Raw genomic sequence first — 14,674 nt, 5'->3', positions numbered from 1 at the left:
GGTTCAGCCGGGTACCGGGTGGGTCTCAGTAGTCGAGAGGAGTGGAAGTCATGCCGCAGGACGCCTGGAACAACAAGCGTGAGCGTCAGTACGACCACATCAAGGCTGGCCTGAAGAAGCGTGGCCGGAGCGAGGACACCGCTGAGGAGATCGCGGCCCGCACGGTCAACAAGGAGCGCGCCCGGTCGGGTGAGGCCAAGCAGAAGAGCCGTACCTCGACCGACGACATCTCGTCGGGCCGGCGCGGTGGATTGCGCTCGCACAAGGGATCCGGCGGGCGGACCAAGGAACAGCTCTACGCCGACGCCAAGCGCAAGGGCATCAAGGGCCGGTCGAAGATGAACAAGGCCGAACTCGCCAAAGCCGTCGGGCGCTGAGTGACCCGGTTTCCCGGCGCTGAGCCGTGGGTGCCGGCCAAGGGCGGTCTGAGCGCCCTTGCCGGCGCCGCCCAGGAGTGCCGCGGGTGCGACCTATGGGAGGGCGCCACCCAGGCGGTGGTCGGCGAAGGCCCTCGCACCGCGCGGATGATGCTGGTCGGTGAGCAGCCCGGTGACGTCGAGGACGAAGAAGGCCAGCCCTTTGTCGGACCCGCCGGCCGGCTTCTGGACCGCGCGCTGAATGAGGCCGGAGTCGACCGCGACGAGGTGTTCGTCACGAACGCGGTCAAGCACTTCCGCTTTACCCGCCAGGGCAAACGGCGCATCCACAAGACCCCGGCCGTCGGGCATATCGTTGCCTGCGGCCCCTGGCTGGCGCGCGAGCGAGAACTGGTCGAACCCGAGCTGGTGGTGATCCTGGGCGCCATCGCGGCCCGGGCGCTGGTCGGCCCTGGTTTCAAGGTGACCGAAAACCGCGGCCGGCCGATCGAACTATCCGACGGCGTCGCGGCGATCGCCACCGTACACCCGTCGTCCGTGCTGCGTTCCGAGGAACGGGCCAAGGACTTCGGGTTACTGGTGGACGACCTCCGCGCCGCCGTACGCCTGCTGTCGGCGTGACACTGCTCAGACGCGGGTCCGCCTGAGCTCGGGAAGTACCTCGCTGCCGTACAGCTTCATCATGTCGACCGAGTGCGGCCCCATGTTGGCCACGTAGATCTCGTCGAACCCGGCCTCGACGTACGGCTTGAACGCCTCGATGTGGTCCTCCGCCTTCGGGCCACAGGTGACCGACTTGCCCGTCTGTTCGGGCGTGACCAGCTGCGAGGCCTGCTCGAAGTGCCTGGGGGAGGGCAGGACCTGGGCGAGTTCGCCGGGCAGGCCGGAGTTGGCCCAGATGCGATGCGCCTGTTCCACGCCCTCTTCGACCGTTGGCGCGTAGCTGACCTTGAACCCGACTTGAGCCGTCTTGTCACCGCCACCGTTGTCCCGGAATCGCTGCAGTAGTTCGCGATCCGGTGAGGTGGTGATGTAGCCGTCGGCGATGCGCGCGGCCACATCCGTTGCCTGTGGCCCGAATCCCGACATGTAGATCGGCAACGGCGCGTCCGGGCGGGTGTAAATCCGCGCGGTGTCGACCGTGTAGTGCTTGCCGCGATGCGACACGAACTCCTCGGTCCAAAGCCGGCGCATGATCTCGACGGCCTCTTCGAGCATCTCCAGCCGGACGTCGACCGTCGGCCAGACCGTACCGAGGATGTGCTCGTTCAGCGCCTCACCCGAGCCGATGCCGAGACGGAACCGCCCGTTCAGCAGTACGGCGCTGGTCGCGGCGGCCTGCGCGATGACGGCCGGGTGGATCCGCACGGTCGGGCAGGTGACCGCCGTCGTCACCGGGAGTTCGCACACCTGGGAGATCGCGCCGATGGCCGACCAGACGAACGCGCTCTGGCCCTGCTCGTCGTTCCAGGGGTGGAAGTGGTCGCTGATCCACAGTCCGTCGAACCCGGCCTCTTCCGCCAGCTTGGCCTGTTCGATCAACTGAGCGGGCGTGTACTCCTCGCTGGACAGGAAGTATCCGATCTTCACCGTGCCTCCTCATGAGTCTTCGCGTCTACTTCCGGTTCCCCTGGCGTGGCCGGGCATGCACGCTGCGTACGTCGTGTTGCCCGGCCGTTTGCCATTTCGCGGCGCGGGCACCGGAGAAGAAGCACGGGGCAATCAAAGACTCGGGGACCACTGCTGCCTCTACCGAGGTGGCCGGATCGAAGGAGAAAGACCATGGCCTTTGTGCTCTGGATCATTGCGGCGATCCTGGTGATCGCGGGAATCGTGTCGCTTGTCCGGGGACAGGTGCTGGCAGGTGCGCTGCTGATCATCGTTGGTCTGCTGGTCGGACCTGGTGGCGTCAGCATCTTCACCTGATCGAGGCAAACGTGCGCCTGCTGTCAGCGGTTGGTAAACGCTGACAGCAGGTGGCAGCGTTTCGCGCTTGACTGCTCCTCGTCCGCATTCGGCGATCTCGGGAGCATCCGCGCATGCTGGTTGACCTTCGGCAGTACACGCTTCACCCTGGCCGCAGGGACGAGTTGATCGATCTCTTCGACCGGTACTTCGTCGAGGGCCAGGAAGCGACCGGCATGCAACTCGTCGGGCAGTTCCGCGACTTGGACGATCCTGATCGGTTCGTCTGGCTGCGCGGTTTTCCCGACTACGAGTCCCGGGGGAAAGCGCTCAGCGACTTCTACGGCGGGCCGGTCTGGAAGGCCCATCGCGAAGCCGCCAACGCGACCATGCTCGACTCCGATAACGCCTTGTTACTCAAGCCTTTGCTGGTCCGGGAGGGGTATCCTGAGCCAGGTTCCATCCGGCCGCCAATCGGCGCGGCCGACGTGCCGCCGTCGTTCGGCGCGGCTGACGTCCCGCCGTCGATCGTGGCCGGCGCGGTGTATCACCGGTCGAGCCTCTCCGACGGCTTCACCGACTTCTTCCGGAACGACATTGAACCCGCGCTCTCCGAGGCGGGCGCCCGTCCGGTGGCGGTGTTCGAGACGTATCCGGCGGAGAACAACTTCCCGGCCCTCCCGCTACGCGACGACCCGGTCCTCGTCTGGCTGACCACCTTCGCCGGCCCCGCGTCGTACGACGCCTATCGCGACCGCCTCGCCACCTCCCCGAAGTGGCGCGACCATCTCGAGCCGGAACTGACCCGCCTCTCGGCCACCCCACCCCAACACCTCCGCTTAACCCCGACCACCCGCTCGGCCCTGCGCTAACCACCAGAGGCTAGTGTCCTGAGTCGGAGGTTCGTGCACAGCTCCGGTGTCCAGGCACGCACCTCGCGGCGTTGGAGAAACGGCCACGATGCTAGAGCATCGCGACCGCTTCTCCGCCTTGCGATGCACGCACCTGGACACCGGAGCTGAAGCACGAACTTCCGACTCAGGGCACTAGGTGGTTCGTTCAGACCGGGTGGTTCCGGTGTTGGATAAATGGGTTGCGGGGTGGGGGGTGGTGCGGGAACCTTGCGGGGAGTGCGGCTGAGCGTGAGCTGCTTGAGTTGAGGAGGTGTGACGGATGGCCATCAGTGTGCTGCGGCATGCCCGCGCCCGTTTCGCTTCTCAGCACAGGAGTTCACCTGATGTCTTCGGACGTTTTCAGCACCAATCCGCAGTCCCCTGATTCCGCTTTCGGCTTCGACGATCCCACCGTCACTCCTGACCTAGGCCAGGACGAGTACCAGGAGCATTTCCCGGACGAGTCCGGCTTTGCCTTCGAGTTCCAGCAGGTCGATGAGGAACTCGCGGTGGGACAACGGTGGTCCACCTGGCTGGATGTCGAGCGCGGTTCTCGCGGCCCGGAGCCCCGGCCCGACTGGGTTGTGACGGCACAGGCCGCGATCGACACCGAGCTCGGCATCCTCAAAACCGGCAAGGAAGCGGACGTCTTCCTGGTCGAACGCGCCGTCGAGGCGATCGGTACCGACCCCGCGAAGAGTTCGCTGCTCGCGGCCAAGCGGTACCGGACCGAGGAGCATCGGTCGTTCCACCGCAGCAGCTCGTACGTCGAGGGGCGGCGGACCCGGAACAGCCGGGACAGCCGCGCCATGGCCAAGAAGACCCAGCACGGGCGGAGTGTCGCCTCCGGCCAATGGGCCTACGCGGAATGGGACGCGTTGTGCCGGCTCTGGACCGCCGGTGTGCCGGTTCCGTATCCCGTGCAGATCGATGGCACCGAGTTGTTGATGGAATTCATCGACGACGGTCAAGGTGGTGCCGCGCCACGGCTCGCGCAGACCCGGCCGAAGGGGGATCTGCTCGCGTCGTACTTCGAGCAGGTTCGCCACGGTATGCGCGAGCTCGCCCGGGCAGGCCTCGCGCACGGAGACCTGTCGCCGTACAACGTGCTGGCCCAGGGTGATCGCATCGTGATGATCGATCTGCCTCAGGTCGTGGACGTAGTCGGCAACCCGCAGGGCATGGAATTCCTGCTGCGGGACTGCCGCAACATGGCCGCGTGGTTCAGCTCGCGCGGCCTGGAGATCGACGACCAGGAGCTGTTCGCCGACCTCATGGTCCAGGTGTTCTGACCGTTGGTGGCAGCGCCAAAGCACCAGCCGCTAGAGGGCTTTGGCGGCGGCGCGGCCCGCGGTTCGTCCGGTGAACAGACAGCCACCGACGAACGTTCCCTCCAGAGAGCGATAGCCGTGGACGCCGCCGCCGCCGAAGCCCGCCACCTCACCGGCGGCGTACACCCCGGGCAGGGGCGAGCCATCGGAGCGCAGGACCCGTGAGTCCAGGTCGGTCTGCAGGCCGCCGAGGGACTTGCGGGTGAGGATGTTCAGCTTCACCGCGATCAGCGGCCCGGCCTTCGGGTCAAGGATCTTATGCGGGCTGGCCACCCGGATCAGCTTGTCGCCGATGAAGTTCCGGGCGCCGCGCAGAGCGGTGATCTGGGCGTCCTTGGTGAAGGTGTTGTCGATCTCCCGGTCGCGCGCGACGATCTGGCGTTCGAGATCGGCCAGGTCGATCAGCGGCGTCTCGGTCAGCTCGTTCATGCCGCGGACCAGGTCGGCCAGGTTGTCCCGGATGACGAAGTCGCTGCCCTTGTCCATGAACGCCTGCACGGGTGCGGACGCGCCACCGCGGGCCCGGCCGAGCACACCACGAATGTCCTTGCCGGTGAGATCCGGGTTCTGCTCCTGGCCCGAGAGCGTGAACTCCTTCTCGATGATCTTCTGCGTCAGCACGAACCAGCTGTAGTCGTAGCCGGTCTTCATGATGTGCGACAGCGTGCCGAGGGTGTCGAAACCGGGGAACAACGGCACCGGCAGACGCTTGCCCAGGGCATCGAACCACAGCGATGACGGCCCGGGCAGGATGCGGATACCGTGCATCGGCCAGATCGGGTCCCAGTTGTGAATGCCCTCGACGTAGTGCCACATCCGGTCCTCGTTCACCACCCGGCCGCCCGCGGTCTGGGTGATGCCGAGCATGCGGCCGTCCACATGCGCCGGTACGCCGGAGATCATGTGCGCGGGCGCCTTGCCGAGTCGCGCGGGCCAGTTCGCCCGGACCAGGTCGTGATTGCCGCCGATACCGCCCGAGGTGACGATGACGGCCTGCGCCTTGAGCTCGAAGTCCGCCACCTCGACACGCGAACTCGCCTCGCCGCGGGCCACCGAGCTGGGTTCGAGGATCTTGCCGCGAGCGCCGTCGACGACCCCGCCCGTGACCGTGAGCTCGTCGACCCGATGGCGGAATCCGAACCGCACCAGGCCCTTCTCGACGGCTTCGCGCACGCGTCGCTCGAACGGCGCCACCAGGCCCGGACCGGTACCCCAGGTGACGTGGAACCGCGGCACGGAGTTGCCGTGCCCGGCGGCGTCGTACCCGCCGCGCTCGGCCCAGCCGACGATCGGGAAGAACCGAACGCCCTGCGCGTGCAGCCACGGGCGCTTTTCCCCGGCCGCGAAGTCGACGTACGCCTCGGCCCACTGCCGGGCCCACTTGTCCTGGTCGTCGAGCCGATCGAACCCGGCCGAGCCCAGCCAGTCCTGCATGGCCAGGTCGCGCGAGTCCTTGATACCCAGCCGGCGTTGTTCCGGGGAGTTGACGAACATCAGGCCGCCGAAGGACCAGAAGGCCTGACCGCCCAGCGACGCTTCGGGTTCCTGGTCGAGCAGCAGCACCTTTTTGCCCGCGTCGGCCAGTTCGGCCGTGGCAGCCAGTCCGGCCAGTCCCGCGCCGACAACGATCACATCCGCGTCCATCTCACACCCCTGTCAAGCGCCGCAATCGGATACATCGACGTATCCGATTCGTCCCTGTATTCTTTGCGCGTCAGCCGTGCCTGTCAACGGGGAGCCGGAATGCCGAAGGGGCCGACCAAGCGCCGTCCGCAGACCCATGCACGGCTCCTCGACGCAGCTTTGCAGATGTTCGCGGCCAAGGGCTTCCACGCCGCGACGATCGAGGACATCTGTGAGCAGGCGGGATTCACCCGCGGCGCCTTCTACTCGAACTTCGCCACCAAGGACGAGTTGTTCTTCGCGCTGTTCGACCTGCGCACGGGGCACATCCTCGAACGGGTCGCGGCCGTGGTGGACGAGCTGGCGGACGTGGCCGATCCGTTGGAGGCGCTGGTCGAGCGGCTCGTGCTGGAGGAGCAGGACGAACGCTGGCACCTGGTGTCCGCCGAATTCACCCTGCACGCCGCGCGCAATGCGAAGGCGGCCGAGATCCTGACCGCCCATGACGAGCGATTGCGCGGCGAACTGGCCGAGTTGCTGCGGCGGCTGTTCGCCAGTGCCGGCCGGACTCCGACGGTGGACGTGGATCTGCTCGCGCGTCTGTTGGTCGCCATCCGCGAAGGCGGGATGGCCCAATCTCTGGTCGAGCCCGATCGCCTTCCGGCCGGCCGACTCGAACAGGCCTTCCTGCCCACGATTCTGCGCGCGGTGTCTCGCGCGACCTGAGGCCCGCCTCCGGTTGACGGAAACGGGCCTCAGGCAACTAAACGGCCAGCTGGCAGGTCAGGCGATCCGGCCCAGGTAGGTGTAGTCGGACGCGATCGTCTGGAACGGCGAGATGAACACCAGTCGCAGATCGTGCTTCGGGTAGTTCCCGACCGGCACGCTGATGCCCATGTAACCGCTGTCGCCGGTCCTGCGCTGGGCGATCGTGACGTACGTCGACGAGCCCGGCGCCCTGACCTGAACGAGCACGTTCTGACCGACCAGGTGGGCCATCGTGCCGACGGAACTCCACGCCGTGAGGCGAGCCGTCACGTACGGGTGGGTGATGGCCGAACCGGTCGGCTTTCCGGTCAGGAACGACTCGCGCTTGATCGTCACCTTGGTCGGGGAATCCGTTGCGGTGAAGGTCTTAACCGCCGTGCGGCCCGCGAGGTCCTTGACCGCGATCTGGCGGGTCATCCAGGTTCCGGGCTGGTTCGGCGGCAGCACGAACTGGGCGGAGAACCGCTGCTTGCCCGGCGTGATCCAGCGCGAGTCGCCGGCGTTCGCCGCCTTGAATCCAGTCAGGTCGGTGCGGCTGATGCCGATCGAAACGGACAGGCCCTTGCAGAGGTCTCCCGCGTACTGCGAGGTGGACAACGTCACCTGCGCGGGTTGTGCCGGGTAGACGATCGACGCGGGCGTCGCCGTTCCACGGCCTGTGAGTGAGTTGAGGCAGCTCTGGGCGTCGCCCGCGGTCGAGCCGGCCGAAGCGCCCGCGGCGCCGGCCAGGGCAACGGTGGTGGCAACCGCGGTCGCGGCAAGTGAAACCGCTACGCGGCGAAGCATGGTGTTCATATCGGGTCCTCCCCCTGAGGCCAGGCCGACTGCCGACCTGTAGTGCTGTGGAGACGCCTCACCCCGGTAATAGGTTGCTCGGCCTGATCTCGAACCCATAACGGCTTCCGCGGCCCGCGCCAGCACCGGATCCCCCGAAACGACCGCGTGCCCTCAGCCGCTGCGTCGATTCGTCCCAATTTGCCCGCATGCACCGTTGCGGACAACTGACTCGCTCCTCCAGCGGGGCAAATCCAGACCAATCGACGCAGCGGCTTGAGAGGTTCAGTGCGGTGACGGAGTGATCGATGGTGCTCGAAAGGGGGAGTTGTGGGCAGTTATGGCGAGACTTTTGGGTGGGTTGGCGGCAGACTGGGCGGGTGACGACGAGACTCTTTCCTGATGACCTGGTTCTGCCCGTAGCCGCTCTCGGCCCGGAGAACCCGCTGCCGCCGCTGCGGAACCCGCAGGAACTCCACGATGTCGAGAACCTCGATGAGCTTCCCGCCGAGCTGCGGGAGAACATGCAGTACGGGCGACTCCACAGCGTGCTGCCCTGCCTGGACCAGGACGGCTACGGCCGGAACCGGGTTGAAGAGTCTCTACCCGCGCTAGTCCTCGAGAACGACTACCTGCGGGCGACGATCCTCCCGGGACTCGGTGGCCGCTTGTACTCGCTGGTGGACAAGACGTTCGACCAGGAGCTCCTGTACCGGAATCCCGTCCTGCAGCCGGCCAACCTGGCTCTGCGCAACGCCTGGTTCGCAGGAGGCGTCGAGTGGAACCTAGGTAGTACCGGCCACTGGACCGGTACCTGCAGCCCGATGCACGCAGCGCAGGTTGAAGGTCCTGACGGCACTCCGATGCTTCGCCTGTGGGAGTGGGAACGTAGCCGCGGTCTAGTCGTCCAGATCGACTTCTGGCTACCGCGCGAGTCGGACCTCCTCTACGTCGGCGTACGTGTCCAGAACCCGTCCGACCTGGCTGTACCGATCTATTGGTGGTCGAACATCGCAGTGGAGCAAGCGCCCGGTACGAGAGTCCTCGCGCCGGCCAACCAGGCCTGGCGGTTCGGGTATGGGAGCCGCCTCGACCTGGTCGACGTACCTGAGTACCTGGGCGTTGACCTTTCGTACCCCATGAACCATCAGCAGGCCGTCGACTTCTTCTTCGAGGTACCGCCGGAGCAGCGGCCGTGGATCGCCTCGCTCGACGCCGCCGGTACGGGACTCGTGCAGGTCTCCACGGAACGCCTTCGCGGCCGGAAGCTCTTCGTCTGGGGCGAAGGCCAGGGCGGTCACCGCTGGCAGGAGTGGCTCGCGCCGGGCAAGGGCGGTCATGGCTACGCGGAGATCCAGGCGGGGCTTGCGCGTACTCAGATGGAACACCTCCCGCTACCGGCTCGAACCAGTTGGTCTTGGCTTGAGGCGTACGGCCGGTTGGAGGCGGATCCGACCGTCGTACACGGTGAAGACTGGTCAGCCGCAACGGCTGGGGTGGACGCGGTATGCGAGCTGCGGCTGTCTGCGACGGATCTGGCCGAGCGGTACGACCGTTGGCTCGCGACGGCTGATACCTCGCCCAAAGAGGCTCTAGCGGTTGGTTCGGGTTGGGGCGCTCTGGAGATAGCTCGTACCGGTTGGGAGGTCTCACCCGGTACGCCGTTTGCAGAGGACTCGCAGACCGAAAGGGAGCGCGCGTGGCTCCCGCTCTTGCAGGGACAGCTTCCGGCCACGGATCCGCTGGAACCACCTGACGGGACCCTGGTGGCGTGGGCCTCTCAACTCGAGCAAGCCGCCGACAACTGGCTCGTCTGGTACCACCGGGGTGTAGCCCGCTGGTATGCCGGCAGCCAGGCCGAGGCGGTCGACGCCTGGCAGAAGTCCCTGGAGCTTGCCGAATCGCCATGGGCCTTGAGGAACTTGGCCGTCGCGTACTTGAGCGAAGGACGTACGGACGACGCGATCACTGCTTACCTGCGTGCGGCGGAACTCGCGCCGGAGAACCGCCCGCTGGCGATCGAGATCCTCGACGTACTTGGGACGACTGAACAGGCCTCGGCCTTTCTCAATGCCCTTTCGGGTGAAATTCGGCAGGACCCGCGTGTGCGGTTGGCCGAGGCTAGATTGCGTCTCGCTCGTGGAGACGCGCAGGGCGCGGAAAGCCTGCTGGCAGAGGGAATCGAGCTACCCGGACTTCGGGAAGGCGCGAACCAGTTGGCCGAACTGTGGCAGGCCGTTCAGAAGGCCCTGGGGACGGAAAAGCCGGTGCCGGCGGCGTACGACTTCGGCATGTTCGGAACCTGACGGCGAATTTGTCATTACCTGTGGGAACCGACTGGCCGAACCTGGCGTCAAACCGGTTGTGCGGGACCTCCCGCATGAGTAAGCCTTGATACGACGATAACGCCGCAAACCGGCGGTGTGTCGGGGGTGAGTGCCATGTGGATCGCAGTAATCGTCGGGTTCGGCTTGGTGCTGCTAGTCACGACATGCATCATTGCCGACGTGGTCGCGGGCCGGCCGAGGCGTAAGGCCGGCTCCGAGCTGACAGTTGGTGAGGTAACCCGGGTGCGGGGACCGCTCCGGGGGCAGGTGGACGGCGACGCCCCGTCCGAATACATCGAGGTCACGGCGCAGTACTACACCCGGGGCAGTGACGGGCCGTTCGAGGCCGTCCGCCGGCTCCCGGTCAGCGCCGCGAAGATGTACGCCAAAGGTGAACGTGTGGTCGTCAGCTACGACTGCCGGCATCCGCGCCGGGGTCAGCTGACCGGCCGGCTTCCTTCCGCGGCACAGTAACGGGCCCGCTCCGACGACCTGGGAGAGGCCAGATCTCCCGTCCCACTCGGGGACGGGAGATCCGCTCGGCGCAGCGACGCACCTCCTACGGCAGGTGCGGTTCGAGCAGTTGATGCAATGCGGCCCGGCCGGTCACCAGTACGTGGGTGGCGTCGGCCTCGGGCAGACGATCCGCCAGGTGTGCCACGGCTTCGCCCATGGTGATCGACATCGTCACCGCCAGCCGGAACTCGCGACTCTCCCGCGCGCCGAACCGGCTGACCAGCAGATCGCCGAACTCCGCCGCGTGATCGTCGTCGAACTCACCCGGCGTGGTCTCCAGGTCCGGATCGCCGAGACCACTGAGCGCCACCGCGCGAAAGCCCGGATCGGCGCCGTGCATCTCGCGGAAGGTGTCGAGCGTGACGTCGACCGCCTCGCGCCAGCCGGTGACCGTGGCCATGCGTTCGCGAACGGCCTCGGCGTACCGGCGCTGGTTGCGTCGTTCGACCGCCTGCATCAGCGCCCGCTTGTCCGGGAAATACCGGTAGACCGATCCCACCGCGATACCGGCCCGCTTCGCGATGCTGCTGGTGGAGGCGGTGTCGTAACCGCGTTCGGTCACCTCGACACAGGCCGCGTCGAGAATGCGCTCGACCTGCGCGCTGGCCCGGTCCTGGGTCGGGACCCGGCGCAGCGAGTACCCCAGAGGCTCGGGCTGATCGCCCGGCGAGATGGTCGCCATAGCGCCATTGTGCCCGCGAGCGGTGGACAACGCTGTCACCGCGGCGACGGCTCGCGCCCAGCCGCAAGGATTCCGCGCCGAACGGTCGTTGCGCGCCGCTTGCCTGCTGCCCATCCGCCGTTCATCAGGCCGCGATCTGCTGACGTGCGCCCTTGCGAGCCGGGCGGCCCCGGCATAAGGTCCCGGCCCGCGTCCTGTTCAGCCCGCCGCTGCCGTACGGCCCTGAACGACGGGGCGCGGCACGTTTCCCCCTGTGGTTTTCGATAGGAGCCGAAATGCTGTCTCGTCGTTCGCTGGTCGCCGGCGCGGTCTCGATGGCCGTGGCGCTGACCGGTGTCGCCTGGCCCACGCTGGATCGTGCGTCGGGTGGCGTGCGCCTGAACCAGACCCAGTTCATCGGCGCGCACAACGCCTACCACCGTGAGCTGTCCGATACCGAGAAGAAGCTCCAGCTCAGCCAGGACCCGAATGCCGGCAATCTGTGGTACTCGCACGCGTCGCTGCCGGATCAGCTCGGCGCCCAGAACATCCGCGCGCTGGAGCTCGACCTCTTCCCGGACCCGGCCGGCGGCCTCTACGCCAACCCGCTGCTGCGCCGCCTCGCCGGATTGCCGCCGCTGAATGATCCGGAGCTGGCCAAGCCCGGTATCAAGGTCATGCACATCGCGGACTTCGACTACAACACCACCTGCCGGTCCTTCGTCAGTTGCCTTCGGCAAGTGAAGACCTGGTCGGACGCGAATCCCCGGCACACGCCGATCGTGATCCAGCTCGAGCTGAAGCAGTCCGACCCGCGCATCGTCGCGGCCGGTGGCGCCCAGAGCCCGCCGTGGGACGCGAACCAGCTCAACGGCATCGACACCGAGATCCGCTCGGTCTTCGGCCCCGACGACCTGCTCACGCCGGACGACGTACGGCGTCCTGGGCTGACGCTGGAGCAGTCGGTACTGACCAAGGGCTGGCCGAAGGTCAACGACGTTCGCGGCAAGGTGATGTTCTTCTTCGACAACGGCGGGCCCGGCGCGATCCGGGACGCCTACCGGGCCGACCGGCCGAACCTGGAAGGCCGGGCGGCCTTCACCCGCGGACCCGAGGGCGAGCCGGACGCGGCGGTCACGATGGTGAACGATCCGCGTGGCGCGAACACGGCCGAGATCCAGCGGCTGGTTCGTAAGGGCTACCTGGTCCGGACCCGGTCGGACGAGCCGATGAGCACGATCCTCACGCGCGACTTCAGCCGCGTCGGCATCGCGCTGGGCAGCGGCGCGCAGGTGATCACCACGGACTTCCCGGTCGTCGGCATGGCCGCTCGCTACGACAGCGACTTCGTGGCGCACCTGCCCGGCGGTGTCGCCGTACGATGCAATCCTGTCGCGGTTGCGGACCGCTGCCGGGATACCGCCCTGCAACGCTGATTCTGGAGGCCTCGTGTCGGAGCATGTGGTGGACGTGGTGTGGGCCCGTGGTGAGCACGAGTTCACTTATCAGACCTACAGCCGGGACCACGAGTGGCGTTTCGACGGCGGTGTCACCGTCGCCGGATCGGCCAATCCGGCGTACCTCGGTAGCGAGGGCCCGGTCGATCCCGAAGAGGCGTTCGTGGCGGCGTTGTCGTCCTGCCACATGCTGACGTTCCTGGCGATCGCGGCGAAGAAGCGGCTGGTGGTCGACTCGTACACCGATCACGCCGTCGGCCTGATGGAGAAGAACGCCAACGGCAAGATCGCGATCACCAAGGTGGTGCTCAATCCGCAGATCGTCTTCGCGGGGGAAACCCCGGCCGCGGAGGCCCTCGGGCGGATGCACCACCGGGCGCACGCGGAGTGCTTCATCGCGAACTCGGTATTGACCGAGGTGACGGTCGCGGGTTTCGAGGACTTCCAGGGCTGAACGTATAAGAACCCGCTGGTCCAGCCTGAGCCTCGCGCATTCGGCGTCAGGTTGGACCAGCGGGTCCTAGTGCGGTGAACAGACGGCGCGCGCAAACTGGGCGCCTCTAGCGTCGTGCGACTTCCGTACGGTCTGACTCGGTGGGAAAGACCGGCCGGTGCGCCGCCTGTTCGCCGGGACCGGTTATCGCGTCATTCGGCGGCGACGGTGGGCCGGTCGTCTGGGGGGCTACCGGCCGCGTGGGCCGGGGTGGGGTGCGATGCGTTGCTGGGGGCGTCGGCGTCCGTCCGGCGCAGGTGCACCGGTTCGGTCGCGAAGGCCGCCATCAGTCGGTGGATCGTCATGCCCAAGAGACGTACGGGCCCCGGGTTCTATGACGCGGGTTTTGACTGTGACCTAGGTCACTTCTCGTCGAGGCCGTCCGGACGCAGCGGAACCAGCGCCCGGGCCTCGTCGTACGAGGCGCCGGTCAGTTCGAGCAGGTCGACGATGGTGGAGCGGATCTGGCCCAGCGCCACCACGGCAGACAGCGAGCCCGGAATGGGCATCTCCGCGGTACGGCGGCCGAGTTCGCCGAGAACGCGATGGGCCGCCACCCGGGCATTCGGCTCGAACAGCGATTCCGCGATCAGCCGGGTGCCGTCGGCGAGGCGTTCGAGCAGGGCCGGGTACTCCGCCGGCATCCGCTCGTCCCGCCAGATCGACACGGCCACCCGGCGGACCAGCACCCGCACGTTGCGGATCGCCCGGTCGAGCGGTACGACGAGATCGGCGATCTGCTGGACCCGGCCCTTGTGGCGTCGGCGGAACGGCGACATCCGGACCACGGCGACACCTTCCGCGGCGGCGCTGCGCAGGTCGTCCAGCAACGACTCGCTGGCGCGGGCCCGGCGAAGGGCGTCCGTCGCGGCGGCATCGTCGTGCGCGGTCAAACTGTCGGCGGTCTCCAGCAGGATGGACGCGAGTTCGTTGAGGACCTCGGCGGCCTGCTGCCTCGGGCGGCGAATAGCGGCCGCCGGGGCGATGGTCGCTGCCGCGAGCGCGACGGCTCCGCCCAAGGCCGCGTCGAGCCAGCGGCTGACCCCGGCACTGGGATCGGGTAGGAGGGTGGTGACCATCGCGGCCTGGATACCCGCTTGGGTGACCATCAGACCGCCCGCGCCGAGCAGTACGGCGACGCTCATCGCCAGGCCGACAACGAAGACGATCTGCCAGACGCCGGTGCCGAACAGGTGCACGAACAGATCGCCGATTCCTACGCCAACGGCCACACCGACCATGACCTCGGCGACCCGGCGGAGGCGCTGGCCGAAGCTGAACCCGAGGCACACCATGGCGGCGACGGGGGCGAAGAACGGCATGTCATGGCCGAGGACGTAGCGGGCGAGCCACCAGGCCACTCCGGCGGCAAGGGCGCATTGGGCGACGAAGAACGCCCGATCCTTCAACCGCGTGACGCGCCGCCGAATCGAAGCCCGGGACCGCCGCGCCGCCTGAGGCGCCACATCATCCCGAAGCTCCCGCAACTGCTCAAGCGTCAACCGAACCGGATCCACACCCCCATCATCAGCCACCCCCACCGAACCAC

16 protein-coding genes are annotated in these 14,674 nt (G+C 67.4%); 10 read left to right on the top strand and 6 right to left on the bottom strand.

Annotated elements, in window-relative coordinates:
* The first annotated feature begins 50 nt into the window (after nucleotides 1-50).
* Both ACFFGN_RS10580 and ACFFGN_RS10575 read left to right on the top strand, forming a co-directional pair.
* Entirely contained in the window at nucleotides 51-377 is a 327-nt protein-coding gene (locus ACFFGN_RS10580; protein ID WP_380045958.1) for a plasmid stabilization protein, read from the top strand.
* Nucleotides 378-998, top strand: coding sequence for a UdgX family uracil-DNA binding protein (locus ACFFGN_RS10575; protein WP_380045956.1), 621 nt, complete (start codon nucleotides 378-380; stop codon nucleotides 996-998).
* Between the two features lie 6 nt (nucleotides 999-1,004).
* Here the strand turns inward: ACFFGN_RS10575 and ACFFGN_RS10570 are convergent, their stop codons facing one another.
* Nucleotides 1,005-1,967 (bottom strand): TIGR03557 family F420-dependent LLM class oxidoreductase, encoded by a 963-nt coding sequence (locus tag ACFFGN_RS10570; RefSeq protein WP_380045954.1) that lies wholly within the window; start codon nucleotides 1,965-1,967, stop codon nucleotides 1,005-1,007.
* A gap of 192 nt (nucleotides 1,968-2,159) precedes the next feature.
* On the opposite strand from ACFFGN_RS10570, the gene ACFFGN_RS10565 reads away from it, so the two are divergent.
* From ACFFGN_RS10565 to ACFFGN_RS10555, 3 genes are all read left to right on the top strand, one after another.
* On the top strand, nucleotides 2,160-2,303 hold the full coding sequence (locus ACFFGN_RS10565) for a GPGG-motif small membrane protein (RefSeq protein WP_380045952.1): 144 nt from the start codon (nucleotides 2,160-2,162) through the stop codon (nucleotides 2,301-2,303).
* Nucleotides 2,304-2,416: 113 nt separating this feature from the next.
* On the top strand, nucleotides 2,417-3,154 hold the full coding sequence (locus ACFFGN_RS10560) for an NIPSNAP family protein (RefSeq protein WP_380045950.1): 738 nt from the start codon (nucleotides 2,417-2,419) through the stop codon (nucleotides 3,152-3,154).
* Between the two features lie 365 nt (nucleotides 3,155-3,519).
* Nucleotides 3,520-4,467: a serine protein kinase RIO gene (locus tag ACFFGN_RS10555; RefSeq protein WP_380045948.1), complete on the top strand. Its 948-nt coding sequence runs from the start codon at nucleotides 3,520-3,522 to the stop codon at nucleotides 4,465-4,467.
* A 30-nt stretch (nucleotides 4,468-4,497) separates the two neighbouring features.
* On the opposite strand, the gene ACFFGN_RS10550 is transcribed toward ACFFGN_RS10555, so the two are convergent.
* A complete protein-coding gene (locus tag ACFFGN_RS10550; protein ID WP_380045946.1) occupies nucleotides 4,498-6,150 on the bottom strand; it encodes an FAD-binding dehydrogenase in 1,653 nt (550 codons plus the stop codon).
* Between the two features lie 99 nt (nucleotides 6,151-6,249).
* Here ACFFGN_RS10550 and ACFFGN_RS10545 point away from each other — a divergent pair, with 99 nt between their 5' ends.
* On the top strand, nucleotides 6,250-6,855 hold the full coding sequence (locus ACFFGN_RS10545; protein WP_380045944.1) for a TetR/AcrR family transcriptional regulator: 606 nt from the start codon (nucleotides 6,250-6,252) through the stop codon (nucleotides 6,853-6,855).
* Nucleotides 6,856-6,912: 57 nt separating this feature from the next.
* Here the strand turns inward: ACFFGN_RS10545 and ACFFGN_RS10540 are convergent, their stop codons facing one another.
* Entirely contained in the window at nucleotides 6,913-7,692 is a 780-nt protein-coding gene (locus ACFFGN_RS10540) for a hypothetical protein (protein WP_380045942.1), read from the bottom strand.
* 359 nt (nucleotides 7,693-8,051) lie between these two features.
* On the opposite strand from ACFFGN_RS10540, the gene ACFFGN_RS10535 reads away from it, so the two are divergent.
* The gene (locus tag ACFFGN_RS10535) at nucleotides 8,052-9,977 is read left to right on the top strand and encodes a DUF5107 domain-containing protein (protein WP_380045940.1); all 1,926 of its coding nucleotides are present in this window, start codon (nucleotides 8,052-8,054) and stop codon (nucleotides 9,975-9,977) included.
* Nucleotides 9,978-10,112: 135 nt separating this feature from the next.
* A complete protein-coding gene (locus tag ACFFGN_RS10530; RefSeq protein ID WP_380045938.1) occupies nucleotides 10,113-10,472 on the top strand; it encodes a DUF3592 domain-containing protein in 360 nt (119 codons plus the stop codon).
* 85 nt (nucleotides 10,473-10,557) lie between these two features.
* Here the strand turns inward: ACFFGN_RS10530 and ACFFGN_RS10525 are convergent, their stop codons facing one another.
* Nucleotides 10,558-11,196, bottom strand: coding sequence for a TetR/AcrR family transcriptional regulator (locus ACFFGN_RS10525; protein WP_380045936.1), 639 nt, complete (start codon nucleotides 11,194-11,196; stop codon nucleotides 10,558-10,560).
* Nucleotides 11,197-11,471: 275 nt separating this feature from the next.
* Between ACFFGN_RS10525 and ACFFGN_RS10520 the strand changes: the two genes are divergently transcribed.
* Both ACFFGN_RS10520 and ACFFGN_RS10515 read left to right on the top strand, forming a co-directional pair.
* Nucleotides 11,472-12,611 carry a phosphatidylinositol-specific phospholipase C1-like protein gene (locus tag ACFFGN_RS10520; protein WP_380045934.1) on the top strand — a complete coding sequence of 380 codons (1,140 nt, stop codon included), beginning with the start codon at nucleotides 11,472-11,474 and terminating at the stop codon, nucleotides 12,609-12,611.
* Nucleotides 12,612-12,624: 13 nt separating this feature from the next.
* On the top strand, nucleotides 12,625-13,086 hold the full coding sequence (locus ACFFGN_RS10515; protein ID WP_380045932.1) for an OsmC family protein: 462 nt from the start codon (nucleotides 12,625-12,627) through the stop codon (nucleotides 13,084-13,086).
* Nucleotides 13,087-13,277: 191 nt separating this feature from the next.
* On the opposite strand, the gene ACFFGN_RS10510 is transcribed toward ACFFGN_RS10515, so the two are convergent.
* Complete coding sequence (locus tag ACFFGN_RS10510) at nucleotides 13,278-13,430, bottom strand: hypothetical protein (RefSeq protein ID WP_380045930.1); 153 nt, start codon at nucleotides 13,428-13,430, stop codon at nucleotides 13,278-13,280.
* A 57-nt stretch (nucleotides 13,431-13,487) separates the two neighbouring features.
* Complete coding sequence (locus tag ACFFGN_RS10505) at nucleotides 13,488-14,642, bottom strand: FUSC family protein (RefSeq protein WP_380045928.1); 1,155 nt, start codon at nucleotides 14,640-14,642, stop codon at nucleotides 13,488-13,490.
* Nucleotides 14,643-14,674: the final 32 nt, after the last annotated feature.

The sequence above is a fragment of the Kribbella deserti genome (assembly GCF_042434725.1).
Classification (GTDB): Bacteria; Actinomycetota; Actinomycetes; order Propionibacteriales; family Kribbellaceae; genus Kribbella; species Kribbella deserti.
The sequence above is the reverse complement of the archived record's forward strand: the minus strand, read 5'-3'. Positions and strand labels throughout refer to the sequence as shown.

What these genes read in the sequence shown, in the direction of transcription:
- ACFFGN_RS10580 (WP_380045958.1), top strand. Translation starts at nt 51, where the DNA reads ATGCCGCAGGACGCCTGGAACAACAAGCGTGAGCGTCAGTACGACCAC.
- ACFFGN_RS10565 (WP_380045952.1), top strand. Translation starts at nt 2,160, where the DNA reads ATGGCCTTTGTGCTCTGGATCATTGCGGCGATCCTGGTGATCGCGGGA.
- ACFFGN_RS10560 (WP_380045950.1), top strand. Translation starts at nt 2,417, where the DNA reads ATGCTGGTTGACCTTCGGCAGTACACGCTTCACCCTGGCCGCAGGGAC.
- ACFFGN_RS10555 (WP_380045948.1), top strand. Translation starts at nt 3,520, where the DNA reads ATGTCTTCGGACGTTTTCAGCACCAATCCGCAGTCCCCTGATTCCGCT.
- ACFFGN_RS10550 (WP_380045946.1), bottom strand. Translation starts at nt 6,150, where the DNA reads ATGGACGCGGATGTGATCGTTGTCGGCGCGGGACTGGCCGGACTGGCT.
- ACFFGN_RS10545 (WP_380045944.1), top strand. Translation starts at nt 6,250, where the DNA reads ATGCCGAAGGGGCCGACCAAGCGCCGTCCGCAGACCCATGCACGGCTC.
- ACFFGN_RS10540 (WP_380045942.1), bottom strand. Translation starts at nt 7,692, where the DNA reads ATGAACACCATGCTTCGCCGCGTAGCGGTTTCACTTGCCGCGACCGCG.
- ACFFGN_RS10530 (WP_380045938.1), top strand. Translation starts at nt 10,113, where the DNA reads ATGTGGATCGCAGTAATCGTCGGGTTCGGCTTGGTGCTGCTAGTCACG.
- ACFFGN_RS10525 (WP_380045936.1), bottom strand. Translation starts at nt 11,196, where the DNA reads ATGGCGACCATCTCGCCGGGCGATCAGCCCGAGCCTCTGGGGTACTCG.
- ACFFGN_RS10520 (WP_380045934.1), top strand. Translation starts at nt 11,472, where the DNA reads ATGCTGTCTCGTCGTTCGCTGGTCGCCGGCGCGGTCTCGATGGCCGTG.
- ACFFGN_RS10510 (WP_380045930.1), bottom strand. Translation starts at nt 13,430, where the DNA reads ATGACGATCCACCGACTGATGGCGGCCTTCGCGACCGAACCGGTGCAC.